The 16,650-nt window shown below is 67.1% G+C and carries 14 protein-coding genes; 9 read left to right on the forward strand and 5 right to left on the reverse strand.

Annotated elements, in window-relative coordinates:
- Both ACZ5BH_RS12960 and ACZ5BH_RS12965 read left to right on the forward strand, forming a co-directional pair.
- Entirely contained in the window at nt 1-822 is an 822-nt protein-coding gene (locus tag ACZ5BH_RS12960) for a phosphate/phosphite/phosphonate ABC transporter substrate-binding protein (protein WP_464889682.1), read from the forward strand.
- A complete protein-coding gene (locus tag ACZ5BH_RS12965; protein WP_464889683.1) occupies nt 819-2,399 on the forward strand; it encodes a methyl-accepting chemotaxis protein in 1,581 nt (526 codons plus the stop codon). Before ACZ5BH_RS12960 ends, ACZ5BH_RS12965 begins: the two co-directional genes overlap by 4 nt.
- Nucleotides 2,400-2,426: 27 nt before the next feature.
- Here ACZ5BH_RS12965 and ACZ5BH_RS12970 read toward each other — a convergent pair whose 3' ends face one another.
- From ACZ5BH_RS12970 to ACZ5BH_RS12985, 4 genes are all read right to left on the reverse strand, one after another.
- Complete coding sequence (locus tag ACZ5BH_RS12970; protein WP_464889684.1) at nt 2,427-3,929, reverse strand: metallophosphoesterase family protein; 1,503 nt, start codon at nt 3,927-3,929, stop codon at nt 2,427-2,429.
- Complete coding sequence (locus ACZ5BH_RS12975) at nt 3,926-5,542, reverse strand: hypothetical protein (protein ID WP_464889685.1); 1,617 nt, start codon at nt 5,540-5,542, stop codon at nt 3,926-3,928. The genes ACZ5BH_RS12970 and ACZ5BH_RS12975 overlap by 4 nt, the downstream gene beginning before the upstream one ends.
- A 69-nt stretch (nt 5,543-5,611) precedes the next feature.
- On the reverse strand, nt 5,612-6,115 hold the full coding sequence (locus ACZ5BH_RS12980) for a DUF7931 domain-containing protein (RefSeq protein ID WP_464889686.1): 504 nt from the start codon (nt 6,113-6,115) through the stop codon (nt 5,612-5,614).
- Nucleotides 6,116-6,305: 190 nt separating this feature from the next.
- Nucleotides 6,306-7,565, reverse strand: coding sequence for a cytochrome D1 domain-containing protein (locus ACZ5BH_RS12985; protein WP_464889687.1), 1,260 nt, complete (start codon nt 7,563-7,565; stop codon nt 6,306-6,308).
- Between the two features lie 134 nt (nt 7,566-7,699).
- Between ACZ5BH_RS12985 and ACZ5BH_RS12990 the strand changes: the two genes are divergently transcribed.
- Together ACZ5BH_RS12990 and ACZ5BH_RS12995 are read left to right on the forward strand one after the other, a co-directional pair.
- Entirely contained in the window at nt 7,700-8,260 is a 561-nt protein-coding gene (locus ACZ5BH_RS12990) for a sigma-70 family RNA polymerase sigma factor (RefSeq protein ID WP_464889688.1), read from the forward strand.
- Nucleotides 8,253-9,044 (forward strand): zf-HC2 domain-containing protein, encoded by a 792-nt coding sequence (locus ACZ5BH_RS12995; RefSeq protein WP_464889689.1) that lies wholly within the window; start codon nt 8,253-8,255, stop codon nt 9,042-9,044. Before ACZ5BH_RS12990 ends, ACZ5BH_RS12995 begins: the two co-directional genes overlap by 8 nt.
- Nucleotides 9,045-9,066: 22 nt before the next feature.
- On the opposite strand, the gene ACZ5BH_RS13000 is transcribed toward ACZ5BH_RS12995, so the two are convergent.
- A complete protein-coding gene (locus ACZ5BH_RS13000) occupies nt 9,067-10,197 on the reverse strand; it encodes an NAD(P)/FAD-dependent oxidoreductase (protein WP_464889690.1) in 1,131 nt (376 codons plus the stop codon).
- 345 nt (nt 10,198-10,542) lie between these two features.
- On the opposite strand from ACZ5BH_RS13000, the gene gspC reads away from it, so the two are divergent.
- The 5 genes from gspC to gspG are packed head-to-tail and all read left to right on the forward strand — an operon-like array spanning nt 10,543 to nt 16,642.
- Complete coding sequence (gspC, locus tag ACZ5BH_RS13005) at nt 10,543-11,463, forward strand: type II secretion system protein GspC (protein ID WP_464889691.1); 921 nt, start codon at nt 10,543-10,545, stop codon at nt 11,461-11,463.
- 11 nt (nt 11,464-11,474) lie between these two features.
- Entirely contained in the window at nt 11,475-13,439 is a 1,965-nt protein-coding gene (gene gspD / locus ACZ5BH_RS13010; protein WP_464889692.1) for a type II secretion system secretin GspD, read from the forward strand.
- Nucleotides 13,440-13,443: 4 nt separating this feature from the next.
- On the forward strand, nt 13,444-14,937 hold the full coding sequence (gspE, locus tag ACZ5BH_RS13015; protein WP_464889693.1) for a type II secretion system ATPase GspE: 1,494 nt from the start codon (nt 13,444-13,446) through the stop codon (nt 14,935-14,937).
- 23 nt (nt 14,938-14,960) lie between these two features.
- The gene (gene gspF, locus ACZ5BH_RS13020) at nt 14,961-16,181 is read left to right on the forward strand and encodes a type II secretion system inner membrane protein GspF (protein WP_464889694.1); all 1,221 of its coding nucleotides are present in this window, start codon (nt 14,961-14,963) and stop codon (nt 16,179-16,181) included.
- A gap of 29 nt (nt 16,182-16,210) precedes the next feature.
- A complete protein-coding gene (gene gspG / locus ACZ5BH_RS13025; RefSeq protein ID WP_464889695.1) occupies nt 16,211-16,642 on the forward strand; it encodes a type II secretion system major pseudopilin GspG in 432 nt (143 codons plus the stop codon).
- The last annotated feature ends 8 nt before the right edge of the window (nt 16,643-16,650 follow it).

The following is a 16,650-nucleotide window of genomic DNA, read 5'->3' on the forward strand; positions in this document are numbered from 1 at the left end:
ATGTCCATCCGTTTTCGTCCAATCGCTCTGCTGCTGTTGCTGGCCGTGGGAGTCGTGTGCAAGGCCAGGGCGGCCGAAGGCGTGTATCGCCTTGCCATCGTACCCCAGCAACCTCCCACGACCGTGTTGCGCCTGTGGTCGCCGCTGGTGCAGCAGCTCCGGGAACGTACCGGCATTCCCCTCGAATTCGTCACCTATGCGAATATCGAGCGCTTCCATGCCGCCGTGGCCGATGGGCGAGATGATTTCGTCTATCTCAATCCCAAGCAATACCTGCGGGCCCGCGCCATTCAGGGCTACACGCCCCTGGTGCGGGAACGGGACCGACGTATCCGCGGCATCCTGGTCGTCCGCCGTGACAGCCCCATCCATGCCGCCCGCGAACTCGAAGGCGCGGACATCGCCTTTCCGGCGCCCTCGGCCTTTGCCGCCAGCATTCTGGTGCGGAGCTGGCTTTCGGGGCAGGGCATCGCCTTTGCCCCGCACTACGTGCGCTCCCACGATTCGGTGTATCTCAACGTGGCGCGTGGACTCTGTCCCGCGGGCGGAGGGATACCACGCACGCTGAACATGCAGCCGCCAGCGGTTCGCAAGGCCTTGCGGGTGCTGGTGACCACCCCGGCTTTCACCCCCCACGCCCTCGCCGTCCATCCCCGCGTGCCACGCGCGATTGCCGCTGCCGTGCAGCAGGCGCTGGTGTCCATGGAAGACCGGGAAGCCGGCAAAGCGGCGCTCCGGCGCCTTGCCATCACCGGCTGGATGCGGGCCAGGGATGAGGACTGGAACGACGTTCGCCAACTGCATACGGAGGCCTCACCGTGATACGCCGACTTCGCAAGCGACGACCACTGGGCCTGGCCGGCCGCATCGTCCTGGCCAATACGCTGATGATCCTGATTCTGCTTGGGCTGGTCATGTTTTTCATGGTCCGGGAGTTCCGCGTGGCACCGGAGAAGGAGTTCCGGGAGTTCAGCGAAAACCTGGCCCACGTGTCCGCGGCGGCCATCACCGATGCCGTGATCACGCAAGACCTGGCCATTCTGGAAAACTTCGCCCGGGAAATCATTCAGGGACACGACATCGTGTTCGTCAATGTGAAGGATGCCGAAGGACATGTCCTCGTCTCGCGCACGGCCGCGGAGACGCCGGGCCACGAAGAGCACCACCGCACGCCGCCTCTCGTCATCGTCTCGCCCATCGAAAGCGCCGGCAAGACCTTCGGCCGGCTCGAAATCGGTTACGAGGGGCACGAAATCGCCCAGGCCTTCGCCACGGCCACCCGCAACACCCTGCTGGTCGGCTTCGCCGGCATTCTGATCATCGGCGTGCTCACCCATCTTCTGCTGCGCTACTTCAGCCGCCGCCTGAACAATCTGCGCGACGCGCTCAGCGGACTGGTGCAGGGCGACGTGGATTTCAACGTCAATCTGCCCGTGCATGGCGAGGACGAGGTGGCCCAGATCGCCATGTTCTTCAACCTGTTCGTGGGCAAGCTCAAGGACATGGTGGAGCAGATCCTTTACGTGGCCGAGGGGCTCTCGGGCAGCAGCCTCAAGGCCCAGGAAATCACCACCACCACCAGTTCGGCCATCGAGGCCCAGGCCCAGGCCATCGGCCGCTTCGCCCAGAACATCGATCACCTGGCCCGCTCCAGCGAACAGGTCAGCCAGGAGACCGAAGAAGTGGTGCAACAGGCCCAGGAAGTGGCCGAGCAGGCCGTGGGCGGCCGCCAGGAGATCCATTCCGCGGTACAGGCCATGGAAGCCCTGCAGGCCAACGTGGCCGATACCCGGGCCATCGTCGGCGAGCTGGCCGACAACAATGCCCATATCAGCAAGGTGCTGGACATGATCGTCAGCATTGCCGAGCAGACCAACCTGCTGGCGCTCAATGCCGCCATCGAAGCCGCCCGGGCGGGCGAACATGGCCGGGGCTTCGCCGTGGTGGCGGACGAGGTACGCAATCTGTCCCTGCGCACCACCGAGGCCACCGGGGAGATCCGCAGCCTGATCGAGACCATCGAGGCCGGCAGCGAGCGGGCCGTCTCGAGCATGGAGCGCAACGGCCGCCAGGCCGAGGACAGCCTGCGCCAGATCCGTCAGGCCGGGGAGGCCTTCACCCGGATCGCCCAGGCCATTGAAGGCATCCGCGATCGCAGCACCAACAGCGCGCAACTGGCCCGCGAGGAACGCCAGCTGGCCCTGGAGATCAACGACACCATCGCCCAGATCGAACAGCGCATCCAGGAGCTGGTGGCCATGGCCCGCCAGAGCATCTCCGACAACAGCGATCTGTCCCAGTACTCGGTGCAGCTCGAAGCGCTGGTCGGCACCTATTCGGGCAAGCCGCAAAAGGTCACGCCGGCCAAGGCAGTGGAAGCCGACATCGAGCTGTTCTGATCGGTGAGTAATACTTTTGAGACATTATCACTGCCCCCGCTGCAGCCGTTCCGCCAGGGCGACGGGGAAATCGAAGCGACGCATGTCGGCCACTGTGCGTTCCAGATCATAGGCCAGGCGGTGAAAGCGGTATTCACCAGAAGCGAGATCCACGATGGCCAGTTCCACGCCGGGCTCGCCGCAGCGGGGCTGGCCCACCGAGCCGGGCGAGAGAAGGGCATGTTCCAGTGCGGCCAGGTTGCCCGCCGGTTCCTGCCACAGGCCATCGCTTCCCCGTTGACGGCCGTAGAGCTGCTGCAGGTGGGTATGGCCGTGGAAGCAGAGGCGGATCCCCCGCTGCTGCAGGTTGTCCAGGTTGTCCTCGTAGCTCATGCGATACACGTAGGCATTGAAGTACGCGGCATCCACGGGCGCGCCATGCACGGCCAGCCAGTCGTCCTCGGCATGCCAGCAGGGCAGGGCGCTCAGCCAGGCCCGGCTGGCGTCACTCAGACGCTCGCGTGTCCAGGTCCAGCTCCAGTTGGCCAGTGAAGTGGTGCCGCCACTGATCTCGCCGGTGACCACCGCGTTGTCGTGGTTGCCGCGGATGGCCAGCAGATCCGTGCGCGACCGCAGCAGTCGCACGCATTCCTCGGGATGCGGGCCGTAGCCCACCACGTCACCGAGCACCAGGATCCGCGACACGCCCGCCTCCTCGAGAAAGGCCAGGGCGGCTTCCAGGGCCGGCAGGTTGCCGTGGATGTCGGCCAGCAGGCCCAGCCGTTGCGCGTGGCGGGCCGCAGGGCGGGCAGGTGCTGCCGGCACGTGCGTCTTGCCGAGGGCCGCCAGCAGGCGGTTGCGCGCCGCCTCGCGTTGTTCGGGAAGATGACAGGCGGCGAGCGCCGAGACGAGATCCGGCAGGGCCTCCACGCCCTGCTGGAGACAGCGGGCCAGTGGCCCGGGCTCGAGCCCGTCCAGGCAGCCGAGGCGCAGCAGGTGGGCGAGGAAATCGTGCAGGGGATGATGATCCTGCCAGGGATAGAGATCGTCGTCCACGTAATGGATCCGCCCCGCGGCATCCCGGCCGAAGTTGGACAGGCTTAGGTCCAGCGCCAGGCCGGCTGCCCGGGCGCAGTGAAAATACCGCGCCAGGATCTGTTCCAGATCGGCCATGCCGAGGCAGTTGCCATCGAGAATGGCGAGGATCGGCGTGCGGTTGCCGGGCCACCAGCACAAGCGGTTCCGCGCATCGCGAACCGGCAGGGCGAACCAGCGCTTGTCCGGCGGATGCACGCCGAGGCGGCGTTCCTGCGCCTGCTGTGCCCGGATCGCTCTGATGGCCGCCTCGTGATCCAGATCCGCTTCGTGCAGCTTGTAGAAATGTCCCCCGATCTCCAGCACCCGGGTCGTCGGCCGGCCGGCGCGGGCGCGGCCGTGCCCCGCCTGTTGCCAGTCGTCGGGGCCGGTGGCGGCAAGCAGGTGCAGCAGATCCTCCGCCGGGCCGTCCGGGCCGGGGCAGGGCGCCGCCGGGTCGATCTGCCAGCGTGTCATGGCGGCAGGTTGAAGGTCACCAGCCGCCAACGCTCGGTGGCCAGCAGGATCCGGCGCGGGCGCACCACGTGGGTCTGCCCGGCGATCTGCACATGCAGCCGGATTTCGCCCTCCGGCACGCTCGCCGGGATCAGCAGGCGGGCCGGGTGGCCGGCTTCGCGATCCAGGGCGAAGTGAAAACCGTCCACGGTGGGATGCGAACCATCGAGCGGGTGCAGCCGCACCGGCCGGGCGGGGCCGTCGATCAGTTCGACGCCGAGATGGAAATCGGCCTCGGCGGCCTGTTTCGCCCAGCGCACCAGGCCCATGCGCAGGTGGGCATGGGTCCCGGGCTCGCGCGCGGGATCCACCACCCCGACCAGATCGCCGACCACGAGTCCCGCCGGCACGCCTTCCGCCGGGCAGGCCAGCAGATATCCCCGCGCGCTGATGTTGCGGACCGCGCAGGCGAACAGGTTGCAGTCGGCCGCATCGGCCGAATCGAGATCCATGACCGCGATGCCGTCATGCACCTCGGCCTCGAGGGCGCTGGCGATCCGCTCGGGCCGTTCGAGGAAGTGCCGGATCGAATCCAGCCCGGCGGCGAGGTGAATAGTTCTGTCGGCGGCCTGGCGCGCCTCGCGCCGTTCCCGGGGGCGGCCCAGCCTAGCGGCCAGATCCTTCATCAGCAGGGCGTCGTGTCCCTGGCTTTCTTCGGCCATGCGTTGCAGACGCGCCACGACACCGGACACGTCGAGGGTGCCGCCTTCCGCGCCCTCGGGAAAGGCACCGGCAAGGGCGCAGGGCTGCGGGGGCGCGTCCTCGTCGCAGACGAAACGGTAGACCGGCCGATCGGCGGGGCTGTCTTCCAGGGGACCGAGCCGGGCCGCTTCGCAGACGCTGTCGAGCAACAGGTAGTTCTCGAAGACCGCCTGGCCGCTCATGTGATAGGGATCGGCGATCCCCAGAAGCAGGGTCTGAACGTAGAGGCGCTCCACGGTGGGCACGGCGGCATAGCCGCGGATCTGGCGCAGCCGCTGCCGGTGCAGGTTGCGGAAGCGGGCATAGCGGAAGAGCTGATGGAACTCGAGCCAGGTCAGCGGGGGCGGCGTCTCGTGGGCGCGGAAGGCGTAGAGCAGGGCGTGGGCCAGCAGTTCCATGGCACGGAACACGGCGGTGAGCAACGCCGCATCCCGCACGCCCTTGCCGCCGGCGTCGAAGTGCTGGCGGACGATGATCTTGTAGCCGGCGGCAAGCTGCAGGTACAACCACATGATGTCCTGGGCCAGGGCGCGCCGCTCTTCCGGGCTGACGGGCAGCATGCTCAGGCGCAGATCGTCGTAGGAGAAAAGGATTTCGTCGAAGGCCTCGTGCAGCACCTCGAGCAGCTTGAGGCGCTCGTCGGGCGGCATGGCCATCTCGTTGAAGGGCCGGATGCGCCCGTCGAGCCGGCGCACCGTCTCGGCCACGTTCATGATGGGCAGATCGAACAGCCATTGGCGCAGCCGCCGCGGATTGCGTTCCACCGCCGAATCGAGCGCCGCGTGCTGGGTCGGCGAGGTGAGCAGCAGAAAGTCCATGGCAGCGGCGAAATCCGGTTCGTCGAACGGGCAGGCGTGGCGGAGGCCGTCCAATGCACGGCGAATCCGCAGGCCTATGACGAAAGAGATATCGACCGATCGAACGCGGTCTTGAGCCGATTCCTACAAATGCAGACTGGCCGCATTGGCCGAACGGCCGCTCTGATCCCACACCTCGGCGAAGAAACGCCGCAGGCTCGCGGCCCAGCCCGGATCGTTGAAACTGGCGGTGGCCTCGAAACGCTCGGCGCGGCGCCGGTCGAACACGCCCAGCTCGTCGACGATCAGGAAACTGTGGTGGTAGCTGCGCGGGGTGCGCCGGATCTGCACCCGGCTGCCGAGCCGCCGCGAGAGATCCAGCAGGCGATGCCCGCGCCGGGCGGCGCGGTCGATGTCCCAGGCCAGGATCCGGATTTCTCCGCCATGGCTGGCGCCGGCGATGTTGCGGGCCGCCTCGGCGAAGGACGGCGTGTTGTAGAGATCGGGGTCCAGATCGTGGGTGAACAGCCACAGCGACTGTTGCGCCTGACGCGCCATGACCAGCGCCATGGCGGCACAGTCTTCGCGGCTGGATATCCGCAGCAACTCCCGATCTTCACCCAGGCGGTATTCGTCGAAGGACGGCATCGGCAACTCTCCGGAAACGGCTGGCAACAACCTGAACCATAGCAAAACGCACGGCCAACCGCCGAAGGGGCTGCCTGAGCGCCCGCCGCGGTCTCCCGGCATACATGCGCATAATGTATATTATGTTAAATAGTGGAGAACGGGAAAACGGGCGGCCTGTTCCGCCCGTTTTCCCCCTGCACCGCCGGCGTCAGGGGTTGCCCACCACGGCCACCCAGAACGGGAAGCGGGCCGTGGGGATTTTCTTCACGACCTTGCCGGTTTCGAGATCGATGACGGCCACGGCGTCTTCCGCGGTCAGGGTCACGTAGAGCCAGCGGCTGTCGCGGCTGGCGCGAATGCCGTGGGAACCCTTGCCCACCGGAATCCTGCGCACGGCCAGGCTCCGGGTATCGATGAGGGTGACGAAATCATCGGCAATGGCCGCGGTGGCGGCGTAACGGCCATCGGGAGTCACGTCGATTCCCCCGTGTCCCTTGCCCACGGTGATCACGCGCCGTACCTGGCCGGATTCCAGATCCACCACCGCCACGTGCTGCACGAAGTCGCGCACGAAGGCCGTCTTCTCATCCGCCGAGAGATCCAGGTTGTGCGGGCCGGTGATACCGGGGAGCGGGATCACCCGCACCAGCCTGCGTTTGGCGGTGTCCACCACGCCAAGCCCGGCGCCGCCCTGCAGCGTCACGTAGGCCAGGCGTCCATCCCGGGTGAAACGGGCGTTGTGCGGCCCTTCCTTCACGGCAATGCTGCCCACCACCTGCAGTTTGTCCAGATCCACGACGCTGAGGCTGGCCGAGCCCTGATTGCTCACATAGGCCCATTTGCCGTCCGGGCTGATCTTGACGCCCTTGGGCGCCTTGCCAACCGCCAGCACGGCGAGTTGCCGGCCGCTGCGGGTGTCGAAGACATGGACCTTGCCGCTCGAGGGACTGGTCACCAGCAGTCGCTTGCCGTCCGGGGTCACCGCATCGTAGAGCATGTTCGGCCCGCCCTGCCAGGATTTCCGCGAGGGGAACACTTCCACCGTGCCGCTCTTTTTCATGCTGACGTAGACCGGTTCGGGAAATTCGCGCGCACTGGCCTGGTCGGCGGCCACGGGGGCGGATTCCTCACAGGTGCCCGGCGTCAGGCTGGCGAAGTAGGCGGCGAGATTCTCCATGTCGGCCGGGCTCAGACCCGCGACCATCGCGGCCATGGTGGGATTCCTGCGCGTACCGGCCTTGAAGGCCTGGAGTTGTTTCAGCAGGTAGGCCTGTTTCTGGCCGGCCAGATTGGGATATTCTTCGGTCACGCCAATCCCGTTCGAACTGCCCTGACCGTCCGAACCGTGGCAGCCTGCGCACATGGCGGCCTTCTGGCGGCCGGCCTGCACGTCTGCCGCCTGTGCGCTCACGACGGTGGCCAACAACACGCCAGCAACCAGGCTTGCGCCATAGCGGAATGTTTTCATGATCTTCCTCGCTTTTTCTTGTGGATTTGCGGATGTCGGTATCGACGATGGCACTTCTCTCCCTGCAGGGCGTCACCGGCAGCCGAATTATTCCCGCAGGGCGCGGGAATAATTCGTTCCCCGGCAACGCCCTGATGGACATGCCGCACCGAGATCGCTTCCAGCAGCTCACCCGGCCCTGGCAGGCGCGTCTGCTGGGGGTGGCCCTGCGCTACGCCCGGGAACGGGAAACGGCCGAGGACTGGGTGCAGGAAACCCTGCTGCGCGCCTGGCGGGATTTCGACAGCCTGACGGATACCACGGCCGTGTATGCCTGGCTGCTGCGGATCCTCGACCGGGTCATGGCCGACGACATCCGGCGCCAGCGGCGCCGCCAGCATCTCGCGCCCGTGATCACCGTGGACGACGAACTGCTGCAGGCGCATCCCGCGGCCGCACCGGGTCCCTTCGAGAATCTGCTCCAATCCCGGGAACACGCTCGTCTCGAAGCGGCGGTCATGGCGCTGCCGGAGCCGTTTTCCCGGGTGGTCATGCTGCGCGATCTGGAAGGACTGCCCTACCGGGAAATCGCCCGTATCCTGGGGATCCCGCCGGGCACGGTCATGAGCCGCCTTTCGCGGGGGCGGCGCCTGCTGGCCGCCAGCCTGCTGCGGGACGCACCCGCGGCCACGACGAGGAGAGCCGCCGATGAATGATGAGGGGAATCCGGTTTCGCCGGCGCTGCGGGAACTGCACCTGCGGCTGCAGGACCTGCTGGCCGGATACGTGGACGGCGAACTCGACCCGGAAGAGACGCGGCTGGTCGAGGCCCATCTCGCAGGCTGCGAGGCCTGCCGGCAGGACGTGCAGCGCCAGCACCTCCTCCATCAGCGGCTCTCGCGCATTCCGCCTTCGCCGGACAGCGCGGCCGGCCTGGACGAGAGTGGAGACAAGCTTGCAGGTCCTTCCCGCAGGGCAGCGGGCCGCCCGACGTTCCACGGCAGGCGCGTCGCCCGGCGGCTGTGGCAGCACGGCGGCTGGGCTGCCGCGATCCTGCTGGCACTGCTGCTCGTGAGCCGGCCAGGGCCGCAGGAAAGCCCCGCGGCGGTACCGATGGTCCGCGACGTCCTCGCCGAATATCAGCAGGTGAGCCGGACCCGCCTTCCTTCCCCCGTCCCTCCCCTCCCCGGTGACGAGGAGGCCGTGCCCCTGCCATGGCCGGGCACCCGGGTGCTCAGCCGCTGGCCGACACGGGTCGGCGGCGCGCCCGCCGAGGCCTATGCCTTGCGCAAGGGCAACCGGATCCTGTTGCAGTTCCGGGTGGACGACGAGGTCTTCTTCCGCAACCCCGAGGTCCGGGCGGCACTTGCCCGTCAGGGCCGTTACAGCGTCCGCAACGGCGATCTGGTGGTGCTGGCCCTGCCCCTGGAGCGGGGCGGCGTGCTCCTGGTCGGGCCCGCGGAATCCCTGCCGGAGAGACACCTTCCGACCGGCTCCTGAGCGGCGCGACCGGCAAACGGCATCAGCGATAGCGGCGCAGATACCACCACTCGAAGAACCGCTTGGCCCAGTGCAGGAACACGCCGCCGGGGATGACCAGGCTGCGCCGGGGATTGCGGTAGACCAGGATGCCCTTGTCCAGGGAGTCGATGATGCAGATCAGCTCGGTCTTGAAGGTGGCGGTGGCCGGCCGGCCCTGCAGTTCGGCGATGAGGTTGTCGGCGGCCGCCTCGGCCTGCAGATCGGCCATGTGGGCCTGCTTGGGCATCCATTCGGGGCCACTGAAGCTGCCACTGTCGCCGGCCACGTAGACCCGTTCGCTGTCGGGCACCTTGCAATGGGGATCGGCACGGAAGAAGCCGCCATCCGAAAGCGGCAGCCCGCTGTCGGCGGCGAAGGCCGGACCGGTGAGGCCCGGCATGAAGATGATCAGATCGGCGTCGAACTCGCCGCCTTCGGTGCGCACCGACTTGTCGGTGAACGCCTTCGGCTTGTGTCCCAGGTGGGTCTCGATGCCGCGGCGCTGCATTTCCCTGAGCAGGCCGTCCACGGCCTTCTCGCCCAGCCGCTTGCCCGGGCGCGGCGCGGCGCTGAAGAAGATCAGCTTGAAGCGATCCCGCCGGCCCTGGCGGCGCAACAGGGTGTCGAGTCCGAACAGCACCTCGAACATGGGGCCGCCGCGCATGGCTGCCGGCTCCTTGGGATTGCCGCCGAAGCCCATGGCGATGGTGCCGCCCTCCATCGCCTCGAGCCGATCGCGGATCCGCTCGGCGGCATCGATGCCCTCGCAGATGGTGATAGCATGCTCGATGCCCGGCAGTTTCTTGAGAAAACGCCCCCCGGCGGCGATGATGAGGCCATCGTTGTGCAACACCTCGCCGTCTTCGAGGCGAACTTCCCGGCCGCCGGCACCGATGCCCGCCACCCGTCCGCGGCGGAAGTCGATGTCGTGGCGTTTGAGAAAGCGTTCGAGATCGACGCGCAAATCGGCGCCGCTGCGCATCCGCGAAGGGATCCAGATGAGGCTCGGCAGATAGACCAGCTCCGGTGCCGGGGCAACGAGGGTGATCCGGGCGCTGCGATCCTTCTGGCGCAGGCGACGGGCAGCGGTAAGGGCGGCGAAACCGGCCCCGATGACGGTGATCTGGTGCATGCAGGCTCTCCCTGGGTGTATGCGGTTCCGGGCGAACGAAACGGTCGGCGATTGTAGCGCATCCGCGCTCGGCATGGTCAAAACCCGCCCGGGGAACCTCTCGGGAACCATCGGGGGAAGGCCCGGTCAAAAACGGGTTATTGACATAATAATGGTATGGTAGCCTTGCGGCGGGGCAGGCAGGATCGCCAGGCTTCTTTGTTAAAGTGGGTGAAAACGCGCTAGAATCAAATACTTTCAGGGGATTTCTCAGGTAATCCTCAGAAACCGGATCGAGTGACGGACAGCGGCACGCATGAAAGGACACCACAGCATCGGCACCGGCCTGCCGGAAAAGGTGAGGGAATGACGGTCCACGCGATCTCGGAGCGGGGACAGCAGTTTCTCCTGCGGCTGCGACAGGGTTTTCTCGATCCGGTGAGCAACGCGCGTCTGGCGCGGGCCGTGGCGCTGGTGCTGCTCGCGCTGGTGGCCTGGACCGCCGCGGGCCTCACCTGGCAATGGCTCATCCCGCCTCCCCCGCTGCCCGAAGCCGCCACCTCGCCGAGCGCTGGCGCCACTTCGTCTGCGGGGCGGTCGCCCATCCCGATCCGGGAACTGGTCTCCGCCCACCTGTTCGGCCAGGCCAGCGTCACGCCGGTGGCGGTCAAAGGCCCCATCGTGGCGCCCGAGACCCGCCTGCGCCTGTCGCTGCACGGGGTTTTCGCCTCCGACGATCCCGCGCTGGCCATGGCCATCATCGCGGAAAAGGGCGGCCGGGATCGGGCCTACCGCCGTGGCGACGCCCTGCCCGGCGGCGCCACCCTGCACGAAATCTATCCGGACCGGGTCATCCTCTCCCGCAACGGCAAGCTCGAGACCCTCAAGCTCAAGCGCAAGCACGGCACGGCGAAGATGAACCCGTCGGCCAGTGCGGCGCCTGGCCGGCCACCGGCCGGTCGCCAGACGGTCCGGCGCGTGCCCCAATTGCGTTCGGTCAGGCAACTGTATCGCGACAATCCCCAGCAGCTTCTGAAACAGATCCGCATCACGCCGGTGATGAAGGACGGCCAGCTCATCGGCTATCGCTTCAATCACAACGACCGCGCCCTGATGCGCGCCGCCGGCCTGTTGCCCCAGGACATCATCACCGAAATCAACGGGGTGTCGGTGCAGGATACGGCCGGCATGTTCTCCCTGCTGCAGAACATCGACGATCTCCAGGAACTGCAACTGGTGATCCAGCGCCGCGGCATTCCCCAGCAGCTCACGCTCAAACTGAACTGACGGTCTGAACAATGATCACAAGAAACCGATTCTGTCATTTCCTGCTTCTGCTGCTGATCGTGGTGCAGCCGATCCGGGCGGAGGAAGGCAAACTGACCCTCGACTTCCGCGATACGGACATCAATGCGGTCATCGACGCGGTGGCCAAGCTCACCGGCCGCAACTTCATCATCGACCCGCGGGTCAAGGGCAAGGTCACGGTGATCACCCACAAGGCCCTGACCCCGGACGAGGTCTACCAGGTGTTCCTCTCGCTGCTCAAGGTGCACGGCTTCGCCGCCGTGCCCGGCACCCACGCCATCAAGATCGTCCCCGAGGTCAACGCCAAGCAGGACACCATCCGCACCGTGCGCCGCGCCCGCTTCGACGAGGGGGACGAAATGGTCACCGAAGTGATCCCCATCCGGCACGTGGCCGCCGCCCAGTTGGTGCCCATCCTGCGCCCGCTGGTGCCGCAGCGCGGCCACCTGGCCGCCTATCCCCAGTCGAACGTGCTGATCGTCTCCGACAGCGCCGCCAACGTGGCCCGGCTGGCGGAGATCATCGCCCGCATCGATCAGGCCGTGAACCAGGAAATCGAGGTCATCCCCCTCAAGAACGCCGTGGCCTCGGAGATCGTGCAGATCGTCAAGCAACTGCATCCCTCCACCGCCAAGGACAAGACCGGCGTGACCCTGGTGGCCGACGATCGCACCAACAGCGTGCTGCTCGGTGGCGACCAGAGCAAGCGGCTGCAGCTGCGGGCCCTGATCAGCCACATGGACGTGCCGCTGGAAATCAGCGGCAATACCACCGTCATCTACCTGCGCTACGCCAAGGCCAAGGATCTGGTGCCGGTGCTCACCGGCGTGACCAAGAGCCTGGGCAAGACCGGCAAGGGCAAGAGCGCGGCACGCACCGACATCAACATCCAGGCCGACGAGAGTTCCAACGCCCTGGTGATCAACGCGCCGCCCAACATCCTGCGCACCATCCGCGCCGTGGTCCGGCAGCTCGACATCCGCCGCGCCCAGGTGCTGATCGAGGCCATCATCGCCGAAGTGTCCTACTCCAAGTCTTCGGAACTGGGCATTCAGTGGGCGGTGGACGGCACCGACGGCGGCAACAAGAACGGCCCCATCGGCCTGCTCAACTTCCCCAGCTTCGGCTCCGGCATCCTTTCCCTGCTGGAATCGCCGCCGGCCGCCGCGGCCGGCATGTCGGGATTGAGCGTTGGCCTCGGCAGCTTCAACAGCAACGGGGATCCGCAACTGGCCATGCTGATCCGCGCCCTGGCCGGCGACGCCAACACCAACATCCTCTCCACCCCCTCGCTGGTCACCCTCGACAACGAGGAAGCCCGGATCGTGGTGGGCCAGAACGTGCCCTTCATCACCGGCCAGTATGCCAACACCGGCGGCGGCTCCACGCCCCTCAACCCCTTTCAGACCATCGAGCGCCAGGACGTGGGCCTGACCCTGCGCATCAAGCCGCAGATCAACGAAGGCGATGCGGTGAAACTGGAAGTGGACCAGGAAATCTCCAGCATCGCCAACAGCACCGTGGGTGCCGATCTCATCACCAACAAGCGACAGATCACCACCAGCGTGATGGTCGAGGACGGGCAGATCCTGGTGCTCGGGGGGCTCATCGAGGACAACCTGACGGAAGGCGAACAGAAAGTGCCGGGGCTCGGCGACATCCCCCTGGTCGGCTGGCTGTTCAAGTACAAGAGCGTGCGCAAGACCAAGACCAACCTGATGGCCTTCATCCGCCCCACCATTCTCAAGAACCGCACCCTGCAGAACCAGTACACGGCCCGCAAGTACAACTACCTGCGCGAAATGCAGATGGTGGAGCGCAAGGAAGGCATGACCCTGTTCCGCAACAGGGAAATCCCGGTGATGGACGAATTCGCCGCCATCCCGCCGCTGCCGCCCGTCTATCAGCCCGATCAGGGCCAGCCCGGGATCGAAGCCCCCGGAGAAGCGAACTGAGCCCATGGAAGCCGAAGCCCGCCGCCAGCCCGACGTCCGCCTGCCCTTCTCCTTCGCCAAGCGCCACGGCATCCTGGTGCTCGACGAGGCGGCCGATCGCCTGCAGGCCGTGTGCCGGGCCGACATCCGCAGCGAGGCGCTGCTGGAGGCCCAGCGCCATTTCCGCGCGCCCCTGGACGTGCGCGAGGTGGACGAGGCGGAATTCAACGCCCTGCTGCAGAAGGCCTACGAGGATCGCAGCTCCCAGACCATCGAATCGGTGGAAGGCATCGGCGAGGATCTCGATCTCGACAGCGTGGCCGAGGCCCTGGCCGAACCCGAGGATCTGATCGAAAACGAGGACGACGCGCCGATCATCCGCCTGATCAACGCCCTGCTCACCCAGGCCATCCGCGAAAACGCCTCCGACATCCACATCGAGCCGTTCGAATCGCGCCTGGTGGTGCGCTTCCGGGTCGATGGCGTATTGCGCGAGGTGCTGCAGCCCAACCGCGCCCTGGCGCCGCTCATCGTCTCGCGCATCAAGGTCATGGCGCGGCTCGACATCGCCGAGAAGCGCGTGCCCCAGGACGGCCGGATCTCCCTGCGCATCGCCGGCCGGGCAGTGGACGTGCGGGTCTCCACCCTGCCCTCGGGCCAGGGCGAACGGGTGGTGATGCGGATCCTCGACAAGCAGGCCGGCCGCCTGGATCTGGAACACCTGGGCATGGATCCACAGACCCGCGAACTGCTCGACCGGATCATTCACCGCCCCCATGGCATCGTGCTGGTCACCGGCCCCACCGGCTCGGGCAAGACCACCACCCTGTACGCCATCCTCAGCCGACTCAACACCCGCGACCGCAACATCATGACGGTGGAGGAGCCCATCGAATACTACCTGGACGGCATCGGCCAGACCCAGGTCAATCCCAAGGTGGATCTCACCTTCGCCCGCGGCCTGCGGGCCATCCTGCGCCAGGATCCGGACGTGGTGATGGTGGGCGAGATCCGCGATCTGGAAACGGTGACCATCGCCGTGCAGGCCAGTCTCACCGGCCACATGGTGTTCTCCACGTTGCACACCAACACCGCCATCGGCGCCATCACCCGCCTGCGCGACATGGGCGTGGAACCCTTCCTGCTCTCCTCCAGCCTCGAGGGCATCCTCGCCCAGCGGCTGGTGCGCACCCTGTGCCGCGAATGTCGCGAGCCCTACACGCCCGGCCCGGCGGAGCTGGCCAAGCTCGGCATGGCCGATCGCGAAGTGCCCACCCTGTACCGGGCCACGGGCTGTCCCGCCTGCAACCAGCAGGGCTACCGGGGGCGCACCGGGATCTACGAACTGGTGGACGTGGACAACCCCCTGCGCGAGATGATCCACGACGGCGCCGGCGAACAGGCCATGGAGGCCCACGTGCGCCAGCGCCGCCCGGATCTGTTCCAGGACGGGGTGCGGCGGATCCTGGCCGGCGAGACCAGCGTCGAGGAAGTGCTGCGGGTCACCCAGGAACGCTGACGTGAAACACCGGAACTGAAGCCGTGGGCGCCTACGAATACACCGCACTCGACCCGCGCGGCGCCGAGAAGAAAGGCATTCTCGAGGGCGACAGCCCGCGCCAGATCCGTGCCCAGTTGCGCGAGCAGCAGCTCGTGCCCCTGCAGGTGGTGGAGGTGGCCCGCAAGGAGCGGGCCCGGGAGCGCCGCGAAGGCCGCAGCCGCCAGGGCGGCGTGAGCGTCACCGCCCTGGCCATCATGACCCGCCAGCTGGCCACCCTCACCCGCTCGGCCACGCCCCTGGCCGACGCCCTGGCCACCGTGGCCCGCCAGACCGACAAGCCGCGTCTCAAGAGCCTGGTGCTGGCGGTGCGCGCCCAGGTACTCGAGGGCCACTCCCTGGCCGACGCCCTGGCCCGCTTTCCCAACGTGTTCGACGATCTCTACGTGGCCACGGTGCGCGCCGGCGAACAGTCCGGCCACCTGGACCTGGTGCTCGAACGGCTGGCCGAATACACCGAGTCCCGGCAGATGATGCGCCAGAAGGTCCAGCTCGCCCTGCTCTACCCGGTGATCCTCACGCTCATGGCCGTGGCCGTGGTCAGCGCCCTGCTGGCCTTCGTGGTGCCGGAAGTGGTCAAGGTGTTCGAGAACACCGGCCAGACCCTGCCCTGGCTGACCCGGGCCCTCATCGCCACTTCCGACTTCCTGCGCAGCGCCTTTCCCTGGCTGGCCTCGGGCCTCGCCCTGGCCCTGCTGATCTTCGCCCGCCTGCTGAAGCGGCCCGACTTCAAGCGGCGCATGGATGCGCTGGTCCTGCGCCTGCCGGTGGCCGGGCGACTGGTGCGCGGCATGAACACCGCACGCCTGGCACGGACCCTGAGCATCCTCTCCGCCAGCAACGTGCCCCTGCTCGACGCCATGCGCATCGCCGCCGAGGTGCTGGGCAACCTGCCCATGCGCCAGGCGGTGGAACGGGCCGCCGAACGGGTGCGCGAAGGCGCCAGCCTCGCCACCTCGCTGGAGAAGGAAGGCCATTTTCCGCCCCTGTTCATCCAGCTGGTCAGCGGAGGCGAGGCCAGCGGCGAGATGGAGAAGATGCTCGATCACGCCGCCAGCGCCCAGGAACGGGAACTGCAGACCCTGATCGCCACCCTCTTCGGCCTGCTGGAACCGATCCTGATCGTGGTCATGGGCCTGGTGGTGATGGTCATCGTGCTGGCCATCCTGCTGCCCATCTTCGATCTCAATTCCCTCGTCAAGTAACGCATTCAGAACCCAAGGAGCAGAGCAACGTGCAAACCCATCCGATCCCCCGACAAGGCGGTTTCACCCTCATCGAGATCCTGGTGGTGGTGATGATCCTCGGCATCCTCGCCGCGGTGGTGGTGCCCAACATCATGAGCCGCCCCGAGGAAGCGCGCATCGCCAAGGCCAAGCAGGACGTGCGGGCCCTGGAGACGGCGCTGGATCTCTACAAGCTGGACAACTTCGCCTATCCCACCACCGATCAGGGCCTGGAGGCGCTGGTCAGCAAGCCCACCGTGCCGCCGGTGCCGAAGAAGTACCGCAAGGAAGGCTATCTGAAGAAGGTGCCGCAGGACCCCTGGGGCAACGACTACCAGTACCTGAACCCCGGCGAACACGGGGCCATCGATGTCTACTCCCTGGGGCCGGACGGCACGCCCAGCGACGACGACATCGGCAACTGGAACCTCGAGGACTGAGCCGCCGC

Source organism: Thioprofundum lithotrophicum, from assembly GCF_055387065.1.